Source organism: Pseudomonas fulva (genome assembly GCF_023517795.1).
In the GTDB taxonomy this organism is placed as follows: domain Bacteria; phylum Pseudomonadota; class Gammaproteobacteria; order Pseudomonadales; family Pseudomonadaceae; genus Aquipseudomonas; species Aquipseudomonas fulva_D.
The window spans coordinates 2,679,050-2,700,158 of the sequence record NZ_CP082928.1 but is presented as its reverse complement, the minus strand read 5'-3'; the positions used below and the strand labels follow the sequence as shown (position 1 = coordinate 2,700,158).

Here is a 21,109-nt window from a genome sequence, read left to right as displayed (position 1 = left end):
GATTACCTCGGTCACTTCACTCGCCGGACGGACCGGCGAAGTAGGCCTTCTGACGCTGGATTCGCGCCTTGAACAACGGCGCCAACAACTTTTTCAACAGGGCGCTGATCGGCACCACGGTGAGAATCAGGCAGATCAGGAAAGCGATATAGACCACCAGCCCGATGCCGCGACGCATGCTCTGCTGCGGGCCTAGCGCGGAGAGCAGGCGACTCCACAGGGTAAAGCTGCGGTTGCCGACCTTTTCGCTGGCAATCAGTTTTTCATCCACCTTCACCGCGCCCAGGCCGATGAGCATCGGCTGCTCGATGGGCTGCTCGTCAGCCACCAGGCGGCGCACCATGGCCTCGCCAAAGCGGCTGGCGGCAGCCAGTTCGCCCTCGTCGATACCGGCACGCGGCACCCAGCTGTAGGGCTTCTGCCGGCCGGTGAACATCCACAACGGCGTGGCCAGAAAGCTCGCTGCAGCGCCACAGGCATCGGTCAGCACCACGTTGTCGACCAGCCGCGCGCCCAGCGCCTGCAGGCGCGCCTTGACTTTTTCCTGAGCCATCAGCCACATGTTGCGACAGCCGATCAGGGTCACCACCGGCGTGCCCTTGAGCAGCTGAGCAGCCTCGGGCGAGGCCAGAAAACTGCTGCAGGGCAGCGAGGGCGACAGGAACCATACCTGGTAGGCGAGAATGATCAGGTCGTAGCGCTTGTCGGGGTCGACGGCGAGGGGCAGCAGCGGCTGCGGCTTCATCAGCACGGTTTCCGGGAAGATCCGGAAGAAGCCGAGAAAGGGCCAGGGAAAGGGAAACGGCTGGGCCGGCTGCAGGGCCAGGAAATCGACCTGCACGCCGTCACTCGCCTGCATGGGCGCACAGACCGATTGCACCAGGCGGTTCAATTGGCCAGTCTGTGAAAAGTGAACGACGAGAACCTGACGCATTTTTTAAGCGAATCCCTGCAAAATGGGCGGATTATGCCACAGAGACTTCTTCAAATCGTAACCAAACGCTGCGTGGCCTGCGCAGTGGTTCTCCTGTCTGGCACCTTGTCGGCCCAGGCGGGCGATCTTTTGGTGCGCGTGCAGGGCAATCAGAGTACCGCCCCGCTCTACCTGGGGCTGGTCAGCGCAGATCAGAAGACCTGGGAGCCGCTGTTGCACGCGCAGCAGGGCAGCGGCGAGCAGGTGATCGTCAAGGACGTGCCGCCGGGGCGCTTCGCCCTGCAGCTCTATCAGGACAGTAACGGCAACGGCCGCCTCGACCTCAGCCCCCGCGGCATTCCCCAGGAGCCCGTCGGCTTCTCCGCCAATCCGACCTTGCTCAAGGGCAAGCCGACACCCAGGGCGGCACAATTCGAGCATGGCGACGAGGACACGCTGATCGATATCCGCCTGCACCAGCCTCGCGGCAAAGCGCAGACGGACTAACCGCAATCAACGGTGGTAGGCAGCCGACAGCTCGTGGACGGCTTCGAGGAAGGCGCCGGCGTGGGCCGGATCGACTTCCGGGGTGATGCCATGGCCCAGGTTGAAGACATGCCCAGTGCCATTGCCGTAGCTGTCGAGGATGCGCGCGACTTCGGCGCGAATCGCCGCTGGCTTGGCGTACAGCACGGTGGGATCCATGTTGCCCTGCAGGGCCACCTGATGACCGACGCGGCGGCGCGCTTCGCCGATGTCGCAGCTCCAGTCCAGGCCCAGGGCGTCGGCACCGGTGGCTGCTATCGACTCCAACCACAGGCCGCCATTCTTGGTGAACAGGATCACTGGGATCTTGCGACCGTCCTGCTCGCGGATCAGGCCGTCGACGATCTTCTGCATGTAGGCCAGGGAAAAGGTCTGATAGGCGGCCGACGACAGGTTGCCGCCCCAGGTATCGAAGATTTGCACGGCCTGGGCGCCGGCGCGAATCTGCCCGTTGAGGTAGGCGGTCACCGACTGCGCCAGCTTGTCGAGCAGCGCGTGCATGGCCTCGGGCTGGTCGTAGAGCATCGCCTTGATCTTGCGGAAGTCCTTCGACGAGCCGCCTTCGACCATATAGGTCGCCAGCGTCCATGGGCTGCCGGAAAAGCCGATCAGCGGAACACGGCCATTCAGCGCCGACTTGATGGTGCGCACCGCGTCCATCACGTAGCCCAGGTCCTGTTCCGGATCGGGAATCGGCAGTGCCTCGATATCCGCGGCGCTGCTGATCACCTTCCTGAAACGCGGGCCTTCGCCGGTTTCGAAGTACAGACCCTGACCCATGGCATGGGGAATGGTGAGGATGTCCGAGAACAGGATCGCGGCGTCGAGCTGCGGGTAGCGATCCAGCGGCTGCAGGGTGACTTCGCAGGCGAACTCGGGGTTCATCATCAGGCTCATGAAGTCCCCGGCCTTGGCGCGGCTGGCGCGGTACTCGGGCAGGTAACGACCGGCCTGGCGCATCATCCACACCGGCGTGACGTCGACGGGCTGCTTAAGCAGGGCACGCAGGAAACGGTCGTTCTTCAGGGCGGTCATGGCAGAGTCCTAGAAAAAAGTGCGGGCATTTTCGCAGACCCCAAAACAAAAGGCACGGCGAGGGCCGTGCCTTTTCTCTATCGGGTCAATTTGTCGCGGGCAAATGCCTGACGGCTCGCCGAGCGCAGTAGCTTAGACGCCGAGGTAGTCGAGAATCCCTTCCGCGGCGTTGCGCCCTTCGTAGATGGCGGTAACCACCAGGTCGGAGCCGCGCACCATGTCACCGCCAGCAAACACCTTCGGGTTGCTGGTCTGGTGCTTGAAGGTGGCCTTTTCTGGCGCGACCACACGGCCCTGGGTGTCGATACGGATATCGAACTCCTCGAACCACGGTGCCGGGCTCGGGCGGAAGCCGAAGGCGATCAGCACGGCTTCGGCCGGGATGATTTCCTCGGAGCCCGGGATCGGCTCGGGGCTGCGACGGCCACGGGCATCCGGCTCGCCGAGGCGGGTCTCGACCACCTTGACGCCTTCGACCCGGTCTTCGCCGACGATGGCGATGGGCTGGCGGTTGAACAGGAACTTCACGCCCTCCTCCTTGGCGTTCTTCACTTCCTTGCGCGAGCCCGGCATGTTCGCTTCGTCGCGGCGGTAGGCGCAGGTCACGGCCTTGGCACCCTGGCGGATCGAGGTGCGGTTGCAGTCCATGGCGGTGTCACCACCGCCGAGCACCACGACGCGCTTGCCCTTCATGTCGACGAAGTCTTCCGGCACCTTCTCGAAACCGAGGTTGCGGTTGACGTTGGCGATCAGGAAATCCAGCGCATCGTGGACGCCCGGCAGGTCTTCACCAGGGAAGCCGCCCTTCATGTAGGTGTAGGTGCCCATGCCCATGAACACGGCATCGTATTCATCCAGCAGCTGCTGCAGGGTGATGTCCTTGCCCACTTCGGTGTTCAGGCGGAACTCGATGCCCATGCCGGTGAAGACTTCGCGGCGGTTGCTGAGCACGGTCTTTTCCAGCTTGAACTCGGGGATGCCGAAGGTCAGCAGGCCGCCGATCTCCGGGTTCTTGTCGAACACCACCGGGGTCACGCCGTTGCGCACCAGCACGTCGGCACAGCCCAGGCCGGCCGGACCGGCGCCGATCACCGCGACCCGCTTGCCGGTCGGCTTGACCTTGGACATGTCCGGGCGCCAGCCCATGGCGAAGGCGGTGTCGGTGATGTACTTCTCCACCGAGCCGATGGTCACCGCGCCGAAGCCGTCGTTGAGGGTACAGGCGCCCTCGCAGAGACGGTCCTGCGGGCACACGCGGCCGCAGACTTCCGGCAGGGTGTTGGTCTGGTGGCTCAGCTCGGCGGCGGCCAGGATGTTGCCCTCGGAGACCAGCTTCAACCAGCTGGGGATGAAGTTGTGCACCGGGCACTTCCACTCGCAATACGGGTTGCCGCAACCCAGGCAGCGGTGCGCCTGGTCGCTGGCCTGGGCCGGCTTGAAGGTGTCGTAGATCTCGACGAATTCTTTCTTGCGCTGACGCAGCAGCTTCTTCTTCGGGTCTTTACGCCCGACTTCGATGAACTGGAAGTCGTTATTCAGACGTTCAGCCATGTCATAAACCTCTTAACAGCGGCGCCGGGCGATGCGCCCAGAGCTGCGAGACAATCACGTTGAGCGGCGGCCCTTTGGTCGGGCACGCCGCTTGAAGCTGCTTATTGCGGGTTGGCGCGGATGCTGGAGAGCAGCGACTTGAGGTTCGCGGCCTTGGGCTTGACCAGCCAGAACTTGCGCAGGTAGTCGTCCAGGTTTTCCAGCAGGTTGCGGCCCCACTCGCTCGACGTCTCTTCGACGTATTCGACCAGCACGCGCTCCAGGTGGCTACGGTAGGCTTCCATGGACTCGCTGTTGATGCGCTGGATCTCCACCAGTTCATGGTTCACACGGTCGTAGAAGCTGTTGTCCAGGTCGAGCACGTAGGCGAAGCCGCCGGTCATGCCGGAACCGAAGTTGTAGCCGGTCTTGCCCAGTACGCAGACGAAGCCGCCGGTCATGTACTCGCAACAGTGGTCGCCCACACCCTCGACCACCGCATGGGCGCCGGAGTTACGCACCGCGAAACGCTCACCCGCGGTGCCGGCGGCGAACAGCTTGCCGCCCGTGGCGCCGTACAGGCAGGTGTTGCCGATGATCGCGCTGTCCTGGGTGGCGAACGGGCTGCCCTTCGGCGGCACGATCACCAGCTTGCCGGCAGTCATGCCCTTGCCGACGTAGTCGTTGGCGTCGCCTTCGAGGTACAGGTTCAGGCCGCCGGCGTTCCACACCCCGAAGCTCTGCCCGGCAGTACCCTTGAAGCGGAAGGTGATCGGCGCCTTGACCATGCCCTGGTTGCCATGCACCCGGGCGATTTCGCCGGAGACGCGGGCACCGATGGAACGGTCGCAGTTGCAGATGTCGAGTTCGAACTCGCCGCCGGTGGCGCCATCGATGGCCGACTTGGCCATGGACAGCATTTCCTCGGCCAGCAGGCCCTGGTCGAACGGCGGGTTGCGGTCGACTTCGCAGAACTGCGGCTTGTTCGCCGGGATATGGTCGCTGCCCAGCAGCGGGGTCAGATCCAGGTGGTTCTGCTTGGCGCTTTCGCCCGGCAGCACGTCGAGCAGGTCGGTACGACCGATCAGCTCGCCGAGGCTGCGCACGCCCAGCCTGGCCAGCCATTCGCGGGTTTCTTCGGCCACATAGGTGAAGAAATTCACCACCATGTCGACGGTGCCGATGAAGTGGTCCTTGCGCAGCTTGTCGTTCTGGGTGGCCACGCCGGTGGCGCAGTTGTTCAGGTGGCAGATGCGCAGGTACTTGCAGCCCAGCGCGACCATCGGCGCGGTGCCAAAGCCGAAGCTCTCGGCGCCGAGGATGGCGGCCTTGATCACGTCCAGGCCGGTTTTCAGGCCGCCGTCGGTCTGTACCCGTACCTTGCCGCGCAGGTCGTTGCCGCGCAGGGTCTGGTGGGTTTCCGCCAGGCCCAGTTCCCACGGCGCGCCCGCGTACTTGATGGAGGTCAGCGGCGAGGCGCCGGTACCGCCGTCATAGCCGGAGATGGTGATCAGGTCGGCGTAGGCCTTGGCCACACCTGCGGCGATGGTGCCGACACCAGCCTCGGAGACCAGCTTCACCGAGACCAGGGCGCTGGGGTTGACCTGTTTGAGGTCATAGATCAGCTGCGCCAGGTCTTCGATGGAGTAGATGTCGTGGTGCGGCGGCGGCGAGATCAGCGTCACGCCCGGCACCGCATAGCGCAGCTTGGCGATCAAGCCGTTGACCTTGCCGCCTGGCAGCTGACCGCCCTCGCCCGGCTTGGCACCCTGGGCGACCTTGATCTGCAGCACTTCGGCGTTGACCAGGTATTCCGGGGTCACGCCGAAACGGCCAGTGGCGATCTGCTTGATCTTCGAACTCTTGATGGTGCCGTAGCGCGCCGGGTCCTCACCGCCCTCGCCGGAGTTGGAGCGCGCGCCCAGGCGGTTCATCGCCTCGGCCAGGGCCTCGTGGGCTTCGGGCGACAGAGCGCCCAGGGAGATGCCGGCCGCATCGAAGCGCTTGAAGATCGCCTCCAGTGGCTCGACTTCGTCCAGGCTCAGCGGCTGGTCAGCCAGCTTGACCTGCAGCAGATCGCGCAGCATCGACACCGGGCGGGTATCCACCAGCGCGGTGTATTCCTTGAATTTCTCGTAGCTGCCCTGCTTGACCGCGGCCTGCAGGGTGTTGACCACGTCCGGGTTGTAGGCGTGGTATTCGCCGCCATAGACGAACTTGAGCAAACCGCCCTGCTGAATGGCCTTGCGGTTGTTCCAGGCTTCGGCGGCCAGGGCTTTCTGCTCGGCTTCCAGGTCGACGAAACGCGCGCCCTTGAGGCGGCTCGGCACGCCACGGAAGCACAGGTCGGTGACCTCGTCGGCCAGGCCGACGGCTTCGAACAGCTGGGCGCCGCGGTAGGAACCGACGGTGGAGATGCCCATCTTCGAGAGGATCTTCAAGAGGCCCTTGGAGATGCCCTTGCGGTAGTACTTGAAGACTTCGTACAGGTCGCCCAGCACTTCGCCGGTGCGGATCAGGTCGCCCAGCACTTCGTAGGCCAGGAACGGATAGACCGCCGAGGCGCCGAAGCCGATCAGCACCGCGTAATGGTGCGGGTCACGGGCAGTGGCGGTTTCCACCAGGATGTTGCAGTCGCAACGCAGGCCGGTCTCGGTCAGGCGGTGGTGCACGGCGCCAGTGACCAGTGCGGCGTGGGCCGGCAGCTTGCCTGGGGCGATATGGCGGTCGCTGAGTACCAGCAATACCTTGCCGGCGCGCACGGCTTCTTCGGCCTGGTCGGCCATGTTGCGCACGGCCGCTTCCAGGCCGATCGACTCGTCGTAGTTGAGGTCGATGATCTGCCGCTCGAAACCCGGGCGGTCCAGGTTCATCAGGGTGCGCCACTTGGCCGGGGAGATCACCGGCGAGCTGAGGATCACGCGAATGGCGTGCTCGGGCGACTCCTCGAAGATATTGCGCTCGGCCCCGAGGCAGATCTCCAGCGACATGACGATGGCTTCGCGCAGCGGGTCGATCGGCGGGTTGGTGACCTGGGCGAACTGCTGGCGGAAATAATCGTACGGCGAGCGCACGCGCTGGCTCAGCACGGCCATCGGCGTGTCGTCACCCATGGAACCGACCGCTTCCTGGCCCTGCTCGGCGAGCGGGCGCAGCACCTGGTCACGCTCCTCGAAGGTGACCTGGAACATCTTCATGTATTGCTTGAGCTGGTCGGCCTCGTAGAAGGCCGAGCCATGGTCGTTGTCTTCCATGGTCGCGCGCACGCGCAGCGCGCTCTTGCGCAGCCACTGCTTGTAGGGGTGGCGCGACTTGAGGCGGTTGTCGATGTCGTCGGTGGTCAGCACCTGGCCGGTTTCGGTATCCACGGCAAGGATCTGGCCCGGGCCGACACGGCCTTTGGCGACCACGTCCTCGGGCTGGTAATTCCACACGCCGATTTCCGAAGCCAGGGTGATGTAGCCATTGGTGGTGGTCACCCAGCGCGCCGGGCGCAGGCCGTTGCGGTCGAGCAGGCACACGGCATGGCGGCCATCGGTCAGCACCACGCCGGCCGGGCCATCCCAGGGCTCCATGTGCATGGAGTTGTATTCGTAGAACGCGCGCAGGTCGGCGTCCATGGTTTCGACGTTCTGCCAGGCCGGCGGAATGATCATGCGCACGCCGCGGAACAGGTCGATGCCGCCGGTGACCATCAGTTCGAGCATGTTGTCCATGCTCGAGGAGTCGGAACCCACGCGGTTGACCAGCGGGCCGAGCTCGTCAAGGGCCGGGATCTGGCCGTTCTCGAACTTGGTGCGGCGTGCCTGGGCCCAGTTGCGGTTGCCGGTGATGGTGTTGATTTCGCCGTTGTGGGCGAGGAAACGGAACGGCTGAGCCAGCGGCCACTTCGGCAGGGTGTTGGTGGAGAAGCGCTGGTGGAAGACGCAGATGGCGGTCTGCAGGCGCTCGTCACCCAGGTCCGGGTAGAACTGCTGCAGGTCGGCCGGCATCATCAGGCCTTTGTAGATGATGGTCTTGTGCGAGAAGCTGCAGATGTAGTGCTCGGTGTCCGCGGCGTTGGCCACCGATGAGCGGCGACGGGCGCAGAACAGCTTGATGGCGAACTCCTGATCGCTCAGGCCTTCACCGCCGACGAACACCTGCTCGATCTGCGGCAAACGCTCCAGCGCCAGCTGGCCAAGCACGCTGGTATCGATCGGCACCTTGCGCCAGCCGACCAGGCTCAGGCCAGCCGCCTGGATCTCGCGGTTCATGTTGTCGCGAGCAGCACTGGCCCTGGCGTCATCCTGGTTGAGGAAGACCATGCCGACGGCATATTGCTTGGGCAGGTCGACGCCGAAGGTGTCCTGGGCCACGGCGCGCAGGAACAGATCGGGCTTTTGAATCAGCAAACCGCAGCCGTCACCCGTCTTGCCGTCGGCATTGATGCCACCACGGTGGGTCATGCAGGTCAGGGCTTCGATCGCGGTCTGCAACAGGTGATGGCTGGCCTCACCCTGCATGTGGGCGATCAGGCCGAAGCCGCAGTTATCCTTGAACTCATCAGGACGGTACAAACCTGCTTTCATAGGGGACTCTCACCAGACAGCCTTTCTCAGGCGTTTTCTCTAATCCGCGCGCAGGTCTAGACGCCGCGTTGCGCAGGCAAACGGAGGGCATTGTACATAGCGAGATAGGCGCCACAAAGAACAATGTGACGAAAAACAGGAATAAAATGTCGCAAAAACGAAAGAGCCCGTTACGCGATTTTGTACGTAACGGGCTCTTTCGATCAGTTGGTCATTTCCTGGGTGACGCTGGCGAAGGTCTTCGGCCACGGCTTGCCGGCCTGAACCTTGGCGGGCAGGGTCTTTACGGCAGCCTGGGCGGCGTCGCGGCTGGCAAAGCTACCATAAGTGATGACGAAAAGTGGCTTACCCTGGTGCATCTTCTTGAAGTAGCGGTACTGCGAGCCGTTCTGACTGACGAAGGAACGCGCCGCGGCCTCCGTGCTGGTACCCAGCACCTGCAGGGTGTAGTGGCTCTTGCTCTGCGCCGCATACCAGCTATTGGCTTGCGCGCCACCCGCCGTGGCGGGTGCTGGCGTCGCCGGCGCAGGCCGGGCTGCCGTGGCAGGCGGCGTAGCGGGTTTGGGCTGCTCGACCGGTTTGGGCTGCTGCACCGGCTTCGGCTGCTCAGCCGGTTTCGGCTGAGGTACAGGGGGCGCGGCCATTTGCGGGGCCGGAGCAGGCGTTGGCGCGGGCACGTTCTGCGCGGCTGTCGGGGGAATGTTCACCGGCGCGGCCGGCGTGGACTCCGGCAACTCGACGTTCGCTTCACCGTCGGTTTCACCCGCTGCCTGGGCCAGAGGCTGGCGGATCACCGGCTGCGACTGACCTACCAGCGGCAACGGCAGCGGCTGGTTGCTGCCCGCGAACTCGATCGGCGGCCGCCCATCGGCGCCCTGCTCGGCGCCAGCTGGCGCACTCTGTGCAGCTTCAGGCTGCGGCGCTGCACCCATGGGCAGCTGGGCCTGGGCCGGAGCTTGCGCATCGGTAGGCTCGGAGCGGCCCTGCATGAGCAGGGCGGCAGCCACACCGACAGCGACCACACCCAGCGCGAGCAGGTGCTTCCTGGGCAGCTTGAGTGCGAAACCACCGCCCTTTACCGCGCCACGACGCGCGGCCATGGCGTCGATCAGCACATCGCGCGCCACCCGGTTGATTTCACCCGGCCAACCACCGGAGCGCTCGTGAATCAGCTCGATCTGCTCTTCGGACAGCAGGTCGATGCCCTGGGCCGCGCCTTCCAGGCGGACGGCCAGGTATTCACGGGTCTCGTCTTCGCTGTAGGGCTGCAGCTCGATCACATGGAAGGATTCTTCGCCATTGCTCAGGGCATCCAGGCGGGCGATCAGGTCGCTATCGGCGAACAGGAAGACGTGGGGACGACCTTCGCTGTTGCCTTGCGCCAGGATCAGCAGTTCGTCGATCGCCGCATCGCTGAGCTCCTCGGCATCGTCGATCAGCAGGTAGACCTCCTGCCCGGTCAAAGACAGCTGGCCAACCTGCCCGAGCAGCGAGGCGCGATCGGTCTGCTGGGTATTCAAACCCTGGGCGACATGGCGCATCAGGGTCGCCGGATCCGCCGCTCCCTGGGCCGAAACCACCACGTTGTGCACCGCCTGTTTGTTGGTGCTGGCGACCAGCGCCTGGCGCAGCAGGGTCTTGCCACTGCCCTCGGGGCCGGTGACCACCAGCAGCAACTGGCTGTAGCGCGCCAGGTGATGCAGCTGCCCGAGCACCGGCTTGCGCTGCGCCGGGAAGAACTTGAAGCCAGGCACCCGCGCCGCGAAGGGATCGTGGGTGAACTGGTAGTGGTCGAGAAATGCTTCGTCGGCGTGCAAACTGGTCATTGAATACTCACTGATTGTTAAGCCGGGCCACCAGCGCCGGGTAATCGGCAGCCAGGGTGGCACTCAATATGTCTGCCGGGTAATCGCTGGTCACCACCGCCTCGCCCAGCGAACGCAGCAGCACCAGGCGCAATTGACCATCCAGCACCTTCTTGTCCACGGCCATGTGCTCGAGGAACTGCCCGGGCGTCATCGTCTGTGGCGGCACCACAGGCAGGCCGGCGGCCTGGAACAGACGAATACCACGATCACGCTCGTCGGCAGTGATCCAGCCCAGGCGATGAGACATCTCCAGGGCCATCACCGTTCCTGCCGCCACGGCTTCACCGTGCAGCCAGACGCCATAGCCCATCTGTGTCTCGATGGCATGCCCGAAGGTATGGCCCAGGTTCAGCGTGGCGCGCACGCCGGTTTCCTTCTCGTCGGCACCGACCACCCGCGCCTTGGCCGCACAGGAGCGCTCGATGGCCTCGGTCAACGCGGCCTGATCCAGGCTACGCAGGGCGGCCATGTTCTCCTCGAGCCAGCCGAGAAACGGCGCGTCGCAGATCAGCCCGTACTTGATCACCTCAGCCAGACCCGCCGACAGCTCACGGGGCGGCAGGGTGTCCAGGCTGCGCGTATCGATCAGCACGGCCTGGGGCTGGTAGAACGCACCGACCATGTTCTTGCCCAGCGGGTGGTTGATGCCGGTCTTGCCCCCTACCGACGAGTCGACCTGAGACAGCAGGGTGGTCGGCAACTGGATGAAGTTCACGCCACGCTGGTAGCAGGCCGCGGCGAAGCCGGCCATATCGCCGATCACCCCACCACCCAAGGCCAGGACGGTAGTGCGTCGATCATGGCGCGCGCCGAGCAGGCCATCGAAGATGCTCTGCAGGGTTTCCCAGTTCTTGAACGCCTCGCCATCGGGCAGCACGATCGGGGTGACGCGGTAGTCGGCGAGCGTATCCTGCAGGGCTTGCAGATACAGCGGCGCGATGGTCTCGTTGGTGACGATGGCCACCTGACGGCCGACGATATGCGGCGCCAGCAGATCGGCGCGGCCCAGCAGGCCTGCCCCGATATGAATGGGGTAGCTGCGCTCAGCGAGATCAACATGAAGTGTTTGCATGGAGCCCCCGATTGAAAAAGGGCTCTAGGATAGCGCAGTTCTGCCCTGTCATTAACGGGGCGCCAGCGCTTCCAGCCGCTCGAGAATTTCCTGAACCACCATTCGCGGCGGACGCTCATCGGTCTCGATGATCACATCCGCGATTTCCCGATACAGCGGATCACGAATGGCCAGCAGGTCAGCCAGCACCTGCCCGGGATTGGGCGCACGCAACAAGGGGCGATTGCGATCACGGGCCGTGCGGTCGATCTGCTGCTCCACGGACGCATGCAGATACACAACCCGCCCACTGTCGCGCAGCGCCTGGCGATTCTGCGGTCGCAATACCGCACCGCCGCCCGTAGCCAGCACCAGACCATCGGATTCGCACAGCGAACAGATGACCGCTTGCTCGCGCTCACGGAAACCCTGCTCGCCCTCGACATCGAAAATCCAGGGTATATCGGCACCGGTACGCTGTTCGATCTCCTTGTCGGAGTCCTTGAATGGCAACCGCAGCTCTTTGGCCAGCAAACGCCCGATGGTGCTTTTTCCAGCACCCATCGGGCCGACAAGGATCAGATTACGCACAAATTACCGACTCACGGCCACCGCAGAGGTGTTCATGATGCGCGGAGTGATGAAAACCAGCAACTCGGTCTTGTTGTCCTGCACGATATCGCGGCGGAACAGGCGGCCCAGATACGGCACATCCCCAAGAAACGGAACCTTTTCGACAGATTTGCTCTGAGTATTCTCGAACACCCCACCAATTACGATCGTCTCGCCATCAGAAACGAGCACCTTGGCATTGACTTCATTTTTGTTAATCGGCGGAACTCCGTTAACTGCTCGCTGGAAGTCCGGTGCATCCTTGGTCACCTTTACTTCCATGATAATGCGGTTGTCCGGCGTGATTTGCGGGGTTACTTCAAGAGACAAGGCAGCTTCTTTAAACGATGTAGACGTTGCTCCACTGGAGCTAGCTTCCTGATAGGGAACCTCTTGGCCCTTCAAAATCTTCGCGGTTTCCTTATCTGAGGTCACCACCTTGGGCTGAGAGACAATTTCGCCGTTACCCGAGCTTTCCATGGCAGAAAGCTGAAGATCAAGTACCACATTGTTACTCAAGAAGCCTATACCGATACCAGAAGTACTATTAGCTACCCCCATATCAACGAAAGGCAAGCGAGCAAGACCATCATCCAAAGTCGTACTACCGATTGTATCCGTTCCTACGAATGGAGCTCGTGCACCAGTATCTTCATCAAAAGCCTGAACACCATCCTTACCACTTACATCCCAGCCGCCTCTCCTTGCACTCCCTCCCCAACGCACGCCCAGCGCCTTATCATAATTGACATTGGCCTCAACGATACGCGCCTCGATCATCACCTGACGCACCGCCACATCCAGCTGAGCGACGATACGGCGCAGCTCATCCAGCCGCTCCTGAGTCTGATAAGCGATGATGCTATTGGTGCGCTCATCGACGGTAATCGAGCCACGATCATCCGCCACGCCACCATTGGCACTGGTCACCGACTGGAACAGCTTGGCCATATCGGCAGCCTTGGCGTAGTTGACCTGAATCAGCTCACGGCGCAGCGGGGCCAGTTCGGCGATCTGCTTCTGCGACTCCAGCTCTTGACGCTCACGGGCGGCAATTTCTTCCGCCGGCGCTACCAACAGCACGTTGCCGACCTGGCGCTTGTCGAGGCCTTTGGTCTTGAGCACCAGGTCCAGTGCCTGATCCCATGGAACGTTCTGCAGACGCAGGGTGATATTGCCCGCCACCGTATCACTGGCGACCAGGTTCAAATCGGTGAAATCGGCGATCAGCTGCAGCACCGAACGCACGTCGATATCCTGGAAGTTCAGCGACAGCTTCTCGCCGGTATAGGCGAAGCGCTCGGCCTGACGCTTGTCGGCATCTTCCTGGGTCAGCGGCTTGACGCTGAGGGTCAGCTTGTTCTCGGTCTGGTAGGCCAGATAATCGAAAGCGCCAACAGGCTCGATCACGATGCTTGCATCATCACCCGTGCCGCTGGCACTGACGAACTGCACCGGGGTGGCGAAGTCCTTGACGTCCAGGCGCACACGCAGGGCTTCAGGCAGCTGGGTGCGGTTGAAATTGAGAATGATCTTGCCGCCACGCTCCTGGATATCAGGGCTGACGGACGCATCGGACAGGTTGATGACGACGTTGCCCTCACCCTGCTCGCCACGTTGAAAGTCGATATTGCTGATCGACTTGTTGACGGCGCCGAACACCTTCGGCGCTGCCGGTGCCGCAACCGGCGTCGCCGCCTGGGCAGGACGGGCCGTTGCTGGCGCAGGCGCGCTCACTGGCGCTGCCGCCGTGGTGGTTGCCGACGTGGCCACGCCGGTACCGACCTGCACGAACAGGTTGTTGCCTTCGGTGCGGGTATTGTAGGGCGACAGGTTGGTCAGGTTGATGATCAACCGCGTACGATCCTTGGCCTCGACCACGGTGACGCTGCGCGCATTGCCCATGCCCAGCTCCCGGTTCTTCACGCCCAGCTTGTTGGAAACGCCGGGCAGATCCAGGGCGATGCGCGCCGGCTGCTCGATGGTGTAGCCGCGCGGCGCCGCTACCGGCTCGTCGAAGGACAGTTTCAGCTCGACACGGTCGCCCGGCAGAGCCGCCACGTCCAGCGCCTGCAGGTTGGCGGCCAGAGCGGCAGGAGAGAGCAGTGCCACCAGCAGCGAGATGCTTAGGCGAGAGAGAGAGCTGTTCATGCTTGGATTCCGTTTGGCAGACCGGTTATTTCTATTCATGGTTCACCTCGCTCCTCAGGAGCGTTCCTTCAGAGTGAGGGTACGAGGACGCTCGAGCCAGCCGCCGTCACCATCCGGGACGATCTCGACCACATCGATCTTGGCGCTGTCGATGGCGACGATGCGGCCTTCATTGCGTCCCAGGTAATCCCCGACCTTGACGCGATGGACTCCGCCCGCACCGCTCACCAGAGCGAACGAACCATTGTCATTGGCCAGCGTGCCGACCATTTCGAACAGCTCGATATTGAACCCTTCGAGAAACTGCTTCACGCGCGTTTCGTCGGGTTTGATTTCCTTGCTGCCTTTCGCCCGAGCGACCATATCGATCTTCACCGGCGGCTGGAATGGGCTGCGCAAGGCGGCAGCACTGTAGGTGAAGCTTTCGTAAGGTTCAGGTTGCGGCAGCGGCTCGATCTGGCCCTTTGGCCGCGCCCGCACCTCATCCATGTAGGCTTGCAGGTCACTGAAGTCACCGCCGCCGCAGCCGCTCAGGGTCAGCAGCAACAGGCCAGGTACAAGGGCACGTTTCATTGGTGTGCCCCCTTGTCGTTGTAACGATAGGTCTTGGCCAGAACCTTCATGCGCAGCTTGGAGGTACTGCCGTCCTCGGCCGGAACCAGTTCGAAATCATGCAGCGTAACGATGCGCGGCTGACTGGCGACGCCACTGACGAAGGTCGCCAGGTCATGGTAGCCACCGACCACCTGAATCTGGATAGGCAGTTCGATGTAGAACGGCTGCGTGACTTCCGGTAGCAACTTGATCTCCTCGAACTCCAGACCGCTGTCCAGGCCGATACGGGTGATGTCTTCGAGCAGACCCGGCACTTCGGTGTCGCTGGGCAACTGCTTGAGCAGAGCACCGAACGACGTCTCGGCCTCCTTCATCTGCTCGCGGTAAGCCTCCAGGTTGGCCGCCTGGAACGCCTTGGTGGAAAACTGCTCCTTGAGGGTTTCTTCATCCAGACGCTGCTGATCCAAGGTGGCCTGCAGGTCTTTCAGGTGGAAGTTGTAGCCCAGTACCAGAACCAGCACGACGGCCAGAATGCCGGCGATCACCTTGACCGCGGCGGGCCAGGAGCCGATGTTGTTCAGATCGAGATCGTTGATATCGACCTTGCGCAGGCTGGCCAGAGAATCATTCAGGCTCATGGCTTGACCTCCGCTTCTTCCTTGACGGGCTTGGATTGCTGCACGGTCAGCTGGAAGGTGTTGGCCTGGTCCACTGCGCCAGCGGTGACGGCCTTGACCTCGGTCAGATTGGGCGCGGTCAGCCAGTCGGAGGCATCCATGTCACGCATCAGTTTGGACACTCGGCTGTTCGACTCGGCCGCGCCGACGATGGCGATGGTCTTGTCGGTCATTTTTACCCCGGTGAAATACACGCCATCGGGCAGCGTTCGCACCAACTGGTCGAACACATGGCCAATGACCGGGCGATTGCCCTGCAGGTCCTGAATGATCTTCATCCGCTCCAGCAACTGCTGGCGGCGGGTGCGCAGCTCGCTGATTTCCGCGATGCGGGTGTCGAGCACGGCAATTTCCTTGCGCACGAAGTCGTTACGAGCCTGCTGATTCTCGATCTCGCCGTTGAGGTACTGGTCGCCCAGAAAGATCAGCGCTGCCGCGGCGACCAGCAGGCCACCCAGCGACACCAGAAAGCGCTGCTTGCGCTCTTCGCGAAGCTGCTCGCGCCAGGGAAGGAGGTTAATCCGCGCCATCAGTCGAAACTCCTCATCGCCAGGCCGCAGGCAATCATCAATGCCGGTGCATCACTGGCCAGCGCTCCCGCATTCACCTTGCCGCTCAGGGCCATGTCCGCGAAGGGGTTGGCGACCAGCGTCTGGGTACCGATCTTCTGCTGGATAAGGCGGTCGAGATCGGGGATGGAAGCGGTGCCACCGGCCAGCAGGATGTAATCCACATCGTTGTACTGGCCGGCGGCGAAGAAGAACTGCAGCGAGCGCGACACCTGCTGTACCAATGCATCCTTGAACGGCTGCAGCACTTCGCTTTCGTAGTCGTCGGGCAGGCCGCCCTGCTTCTTGGCAAGCCCGGCCTCATCGACGGACAGGCCATAGCGACGCTGAATTTCCTCGGTCAGCTGGCGGCCACCGAACAGCTGCTCGCGGGTGTAGATGGTGCGGCCATTGTGCAGCACGCTGAGCGTGGTCATGGTCGCGCCGATGTCGACGACGGCCACGGTCAACTCGTCGTGTGCGCCGCCGAGCTGCTCGGCCAGCAGGTCGTAGGCACGCTCGAGGGCATAGGCTTCGACATCGACGACCTTGGCGGTCAGCCCGGCGAGGGCCAGGGCGGCCTCGCGGACTTCGACGTTTTCCTTGCGGCAGGCGGCAAGCAGCACTTCGACCCGCTCGGGGTTGCGCGGCGAAATGCCCTGAACTTCGAAGTCGATCGCCACCTCTTCAAGCGGGTACGGAATGTACTGGTCGGCCTCGAGCTTGAGCTGGTTCTCCAGCTCGTCGTCCGACAGGCCCGCTTCCATCTCGACGGTCTTGGTGATCACCGCGGAGCCGGCAACGGCCACGGAGACCGAGCGCACGCTGGTCTTGGCCTTGGCCAGGACACGGGACAAGGCCTGGCCGACCCCTTCGAGCTCGGCGATGTTCTTTTCGACCACAGCGTTGGCAGGGAGCGGCTCGACAGCGTAGGCCTCTACCTTGTAGCGGCTACCTGAGCGACTCAATTCGAGGAGCTTGACGGAGGTCGAACTTATATCGATCCCCAAAAGCGTATTCGCTTTTTTACTGAAGAGCCCTAGCACGACCGATTTCCTATTCACATCCATAACTTACGGATGATTTATGTTTTTCCACATTAAATAGCAGACTTGACAGAAGCGCAAATGGCTCCCCGGCAAAAAAAACGCTTATAATGTGATCAGCTTTTGCCTTTTCATTTTGCCTTCCGCTTAACTCATTCTTTTATCTGGAAATCCAAAAATCTTGATGCGTTTGCTGAAGTTTTTCTGCTGGTCCGTCATCGCCGTTTTTTGTGCGCTGGTACTCGCCGTCAGTGGTGCCTTCCTCTACCTGAGCCCGACCCTGCCCTCTGTCGATGCCTTGCGCAGTATAGAGCTGCAGATACCCCTTCGCGTGTACAGCAGCGACGGAAAACTCATCGCCGAATTCGGCGAGATGCGCCGCTCGCCCATCGCCTTCGCCGACATACCGGCCGATTTCACCAGCGCCCTGCTGGCGGCCGAAGACGATAACTTCGCAAACCATTATGGCGTTGATCTTACGAGCCTGATGCGCGCTGCCACGCAATTATTGAAAACAGGTCAAATTCAGTCCGGCGGCAGCACCATCACCATGCAGGTGGCGAAGAACTTCTTCCTCACCAGCGAGCGCAGCTTTTCGCGCAAGATCACCGAGATCCTGCTCGCCCTGCAGATCGAGCGCGAGCTGAGCAAGAACGAGATCCTCGAGCTGTACGTCAACAAGATCTACCTGGGTCACCGCGCCTACGGCATCGAAGCCGCCGCCCAAGTCTATTACGGCAAATCCATCCGAGACTTGAGCCTCTCGCAGCTTGCGACGATAGCCGGTCTTCCCAAGGCACCTTCGGCGTTCAACCCGTTGACCAATCCGACCCGGGCCAAGGAGCGCCGCGACTGGATTCTCGGCCGCATGCATCGCCTGGGGCGCATCGACCAGGCGCGCTACGAAGCCGCGCTCGCCGAACCGGTGGACGCCAGCTACCACGTGCCCACCCCCGAGGTGCCGGCGCCCTACGTGGCCGAGATGGCCCGTGCAGAAATGGTCGGCCGCTATGGCAGCGACGCCTACACCCAGGGCTTCAACGTCACCACCACGGTGCCCAGCGACCTGCAGGTCATGGCCAACAAGGCCCTGCGCGACGGCCTGATCGACTACGACCAGCGCCACGGGTATCGCGGCCCGGAAAGTCGTCTGCCCGGCATGACCCGAGAAACCTGGCAGGCCGAGCTAAGCAAGCAGGGCCTGCGCGGCGGCTTGGAGCCGGCCATCGTTACCCAGGTCGAGAAGAGCGGCATCCTGGTGCTGACCCGTCGCGGCGACGAGGAAGCCGTGTCGTGGGACAGCATGAAATGGGCACGCCCGTTCCTCAACACCAACAGCCTGGGGCCACGCCCGCAGCAACCGGCGGATGTGGCGCAGATCGGCGACCTGATCCGCGTGCAGCGCCAGGACGACGGCAGCCTGCGCTTCGCGCAACTGCCCAGCGCGCAAAGCGCCCTGGTCTCGCTCGACCCGCAGAACGGCGCCATCCGCGCCCTGGTCGGCGGCTTCTCCTTCGAGCAGAGCAACTACAACCGCGCCGTGCAGGCCAAGCGCCAGCCCGGCTCGAGCTTCAAACCCTTCATCTATAGCGCAGCGCTCGATAACGGCTACACCGCCTCCAGCCTGGTCAACGACGCGCCGATCGTGTTCGTCGACGACTATATGGACCAGGTCTGGCGACCGAAGAACGACACCAACACCTTCCTTGGCCCCATCCGCCTGCGTGAAGCGCTGTACAAGTCGCGCAACCTGGTATCGATCCGCCTGCTGCAGGCCATGGGTATCGAGAACACCCTGCGCTACATCGAGCGCTTCGGCTTCAACCGCCAGGATCTGCCGCGCAACCTGTCCCTGGCCCTGGGCACCGCCAACCTGACGCCCATGGAAATCGCCACCGGCTGGACGGCGTTCGCCAACGGCGGGCACAAGGTGCAGCCGTACCTGATCCAGCGCATCGACAACCGCCATGGTGACCCGCTGTTCATCGCCAACCCGCCGACCGTGCCCAATGCAGCCAAGCCCGAAGTGCCGCCACCGGTCAACGAGGAAGGCGTGATGAGCACCGCCGAGGCGGCCCCCGAGCAACTGCCGGACGCCCCGCAGCCGGCGACCGCCGAGCGTATCCTCGACGAGCGCACCGCCTACATCATGACCAGCATGCTGCAGGACGTGATCAAGCGCGGGACCGGGCGCCGGGCCATGGCCCTGGGCCGTACCGATCTGGCGGGCAAGACCGGCACCACCAACGAATCCAAGGACAGCTGGTTTTCCGGCTACAACGCCGATTTCGTGACCACCGTATGGGCCGGCTTCGACCAGCCGGAGAGCCTGGGCCGCCATGAATACGGCGGAACCGTGGCGCTGCCGATCTGGATGAACTACATGGGCGCCGCCCTCAAGGACAAGCCCAACCACGCGCCTGCCGAGCCCGAAGGCATACTGACCCTACGCGTCGATCCGCACAGCGGCCGCGCCGCCGCGCCGGGCACGCCGGATGCCTACTTCGAGCTGTTCAAGAGCGAAGATTCACCACCGCCGATGAACGAGCTCGACCCGGGCATGGGCGCGCCGAACAGCCCGCTGCCCGCGGATGAAAGCGCGCCGATCGACCTGTTCTGAGGGCAAGGCCAGCGGCCCAGCCGCTGGCAGGACCTCGTGGCAAATCTTCCCAGCTCGAAACGAACACAATAAAAAACCCGCCGAAGCGGGTTTTCTGTATCAGCTGAACGACTCAGCCCTTGAACACGTCGTCGACCGACTGCAGCGGGTAGTGCTTCGGATACGGCAGGGTCGCCACGCCGCTTTCGATAGCGGCCTTGGCCACGGCGTCGCAGACCACGTTGATCAGGCGAGCGTCCATCGGCTTCGGAATGATGTACTCGCGGCCGAATTCCAGCTTGATGCCGCCGTAGGCATCACAGACTTCCTGGGGCACCGGCAGCTTGGCCAGCTCGCGCAGGGCATTGGCGGCAGCGATCTTCATCTCTTCGTTGATGCGGGTCGCGCGAACGTCCAGCGCACCACGGAAGATGAACGGGAAGCCCAGCACGTTGTTGACCTGATTCGGGTAGTCGGAACGACCGGTGGCCATGATCACGTCGTCGCGGGTGGCGTGGGCCAGCTCCGGCTTGATTTCCGGGTCCGGGTTCGAGCAGGCGAACACGATCGGGTTCGGCGCCATCAGCTTGAGGCCTTCGGCGCTCAGCAGGTCCGGGCCGGACAGGCCGACGAATACGTCAGCGCCAGTGAGGGCGTCGTCCAAGGTGCGCTTGGTGGTTTCGGTGGCGAATACCGCCTTGTACTGGTTCAGATCGTCACGGCCGGCGTGGATCACGCCTTTACGGTCGATCATGAAGATGTTCTCGACCTTGGCACCCATGCTCACCAGCAGCTTCATGCAGGAGATGGCTGCAGCGCCGGCGCCGAGGCAGACGATCTTGGCTTCCGGCAGGGTCTTGCCGGCGATTTCCAGGGCGTTGAGCATACCGGCCGCGGTGACGATCGCGGTGCCGTGCTGGTCATCGTGGAACACCGGGATGTCGCACTGCTCGATCAGCGCGCGCTCGATCTCGAAGCACTCGGGCGCCTTGATGTCTTCCAGGTTGATGCCGCCGAAGGTGATGGAGATGCGCTTGACGGTGTCGATGAAGGCCTGCGGGCTTTCGGCGTCGACCTCGATGTCGAACACGTCGACACCGGCGAAACGCTTGAACAGCACGCCCTTGCCTTCCATGACCGGCTTGGAAGCCAGTGGGCCGAGGTCGCCCAGGCCAAGGATTGCGGTGCCGTCGGAAATGACTGCCACCAGGTTGCCTTTACCGGTGTAACGGTAGGCGAGCTCCGGATCGCGAGCGATCTCGCGCACTGGCTCGGCGACACCCGGGCTGTAGGCCAGCGACAGGTCACGGGCAGTGGCGGTGGGTTTGGTGAGCTCGACGCTCAACTTACCCGGACGGGGCTTCTCATGGTATTCGAGAGCGGCAGTTTTCAGATCAGACATAGTGG

15 protein-coding genes are annotated in these 21,109 nt (G+C 63.1%); 2 read left to right on the top strand and 13 right to left on the bottom strand.

The features are described from left to right. Positions 1-16: 16 nt before the first annotated feature. Positions 17-934 (bottom strand): dialkylrecorsinol condensing enzyme, encoded by a 918-nt coding sequence (locus K8U54_RS12150; protein WP_249910339.1) that lies wholly within the window; start codon positions 932-934, stop codon positions 17-19. Positions 935-1,018: 84 nt separating this feature from the next. Between K8U54_RS12150 and K8U54_RS12145 the strand changes: the two genes are divergently transcribed. Then, complete coding sequence (locus K8U54_RS12145) at positions 1,019-1,420, top strand: DUF2141 domain-containing protein (RefSeq protein ID WP_249910338.1); 402 nt, start codon at positions 1,019-1,021, stop codon at positions 1,418-1,420. Between the two features lie 6 nt (positions 1,421-1,426). Here the strand turns inward: K8U54_RS12145 and hemE are convergent, their stop codons facing one another. From hemE to K8U54_RS12090, 11 genes are all read right to left on the bottom strand, one after another. Next, complete coding sequence (gene hemE / locus K8U54_RS12140; RefSeq protein ID WP_249910337.1) at positions 1,427-2,494, bottom strand: uroporphyrinogen decarboxylase; 1,068 nt, start codon at positions 2,492-2,494, stop codon at positions 1,427-1,429. 132 nt (positions 2,495-2,626) lie between these two features. Further along, entirely contained in the window at positions 2,627-4,045 is a 1,419-nt protein-coding gene (locus K8U54_RS12135) for an FAD-dependent oxidoreductase (RefSeq protein ID WP_249910336.1), read from the bottom strand. Positions 4,046-4,146: 101 nt separating this feature from the next. Next, positions 4,147-8,595, bottom strand: a complete 4,449-nt coding sequence (gltB, locus tag K8U54_RS12130) for a glutamate synthase large subunit (RefSeq protein WP_249910335.1) — start codon at positions 8,593-8,595, stop codon at positions 4,147-4,149. Positions 8,596-8,798: 203 nt separating this feature from the next. Next, the gene (locus K8U54_RS12125; RefSeq protein ID WP_249910334.1) at positions 8,799-10,421 is read right to left on the bottom strand and encodes an AAA family ATPase; all 1,623 of its coding nucleotides are present in this window, start codon (positions 10,419-10,421) and stop codon (positions 8,799-8,801) included. 7 nt (positions 10,422-10,428) lie between these two features. Next, a complete protein-coding gene (aroB, locus tag K8U54_RS12120) occupies positions 10,429-11,535 on the bottom strand; it encodes a 3-dehydroquinate synthase (RefSeq protein ID WP_249910333.1) in 1,107 nt (368 codons plus the stop codon). A gap of 51 nt (positions 11,536-11,586) precedes the next feature. Then, the gene (gene aroK / locus K8U54_RS12115; protein WP_075928589.1) at positions 11,587-12,105 is read right to left on the bottom strand and encodes a shikimate kinase AroK; all 519 of its coding nucleotides are present in this window, start codon (positions 12,103-12,105) and stop codon (positions 11,587-11,589) included. A 3-nt stretch (positions 12,106-12,108) separates the two neighbouring features. Next, positions 12,109-14,277: a type IV pilus secretin PilQ gene (gene pilQ, locus K8U54_RS12110; RefSeq protein WP_249910332.1), complete on the bottom strand. Its 2,169-nt coding sequence runs from the start codon at positions 14,275-14,277 to the stop codon at positions 12,109-12,111. A 54-nt stretch (positions 14,278-14,331) separates the two neighbouring features. Continuing rightward, positions 14,332-14,850, bottom strand: a complete 519-nt coding sequence (gene pilP / locus K8U54_RS12105) for a type 4a pilus biogenesis lipoprotein PilP (RefSeq protein WP_249910331.1) — start codon at positions 14,848-14,850, stop codon at positions 14,332-14,334. Next, positions 14,847-15,470, bottom strand: coding sequence for a type 4a pilus biogenesis protein PilO (gene pilO / locus K8U54_RS12100; RefSeq protein ID WP_249910330.1), 624 nt, complete (start codon positions 15,468-15,470; stop codon positions 14,847-14,849). Before pilO ends, pilP begins: the two co-directional genes overlap by 4 nt. Next, positions 15,467-16,039 carry a PilN domain-containing protein gene (locus K8U54_RS12095; protein WP_249910329.1) on the bottom strand — a complete coding sequence of 191 codons (573 nt, stop codon included), beginning with the start codon at positions 16,037-16,039 and terminating at the stop codon, positions 15,467-15,469. The genes pilO and K8U54_RS12095 overlap by 4 nt, the downstream gene beginning before the upstream one ends. After that, entirely contained in the window at positions 16,039-17,103 is a 1,065-nt protein-coding gene (locus tag K8U54_RS12090; protein WP_249910328.1) for a pilus assembly protein PilM, read from the bottom strand. The genes K8U54_RS12095 and K8U54_RS12090 overlap by 1 nt, the downstream gene beginning before the upstream one ends. Before the next feature lie 184 nt (positions 17,104-17,287). On the opposite strand from K8U54_RS12090, the gene K8U54_RS12085 reads away from it, so the two are divergent. Then, on the top strand, positions 17,288-19,723 hold the full coding sequence (locus K8U54_RS12085) for a penicillin-binding protein 1A (protein ID WP_434060001.1): 2,436 nt from the start codon (positions 17,288-17,290) through the stop codon (positions 19,721-19,723). Positions 19,724-19,835: 112 nt separating this feature from the next. Here the strand turns inward: K8U54_RS12085 and K8U54_RS12080 are convergent, their stop codons facing one another. After that, the gene (locus K8U54_RS12080; RefSeq protein ID WP_249910326.1) at positions 19,836-21,104 is read right to left on the bottom strand and encodes a malic enzyme-like NAD(P)-binding protein; all 1,269 of its coding nucleotides are present in this window, start codon (positions 21,102-21,104) and stop codon (positions 19,836-19,838) included. Positions 21,105-21,109: the final 5 nt, after the last annotated feature.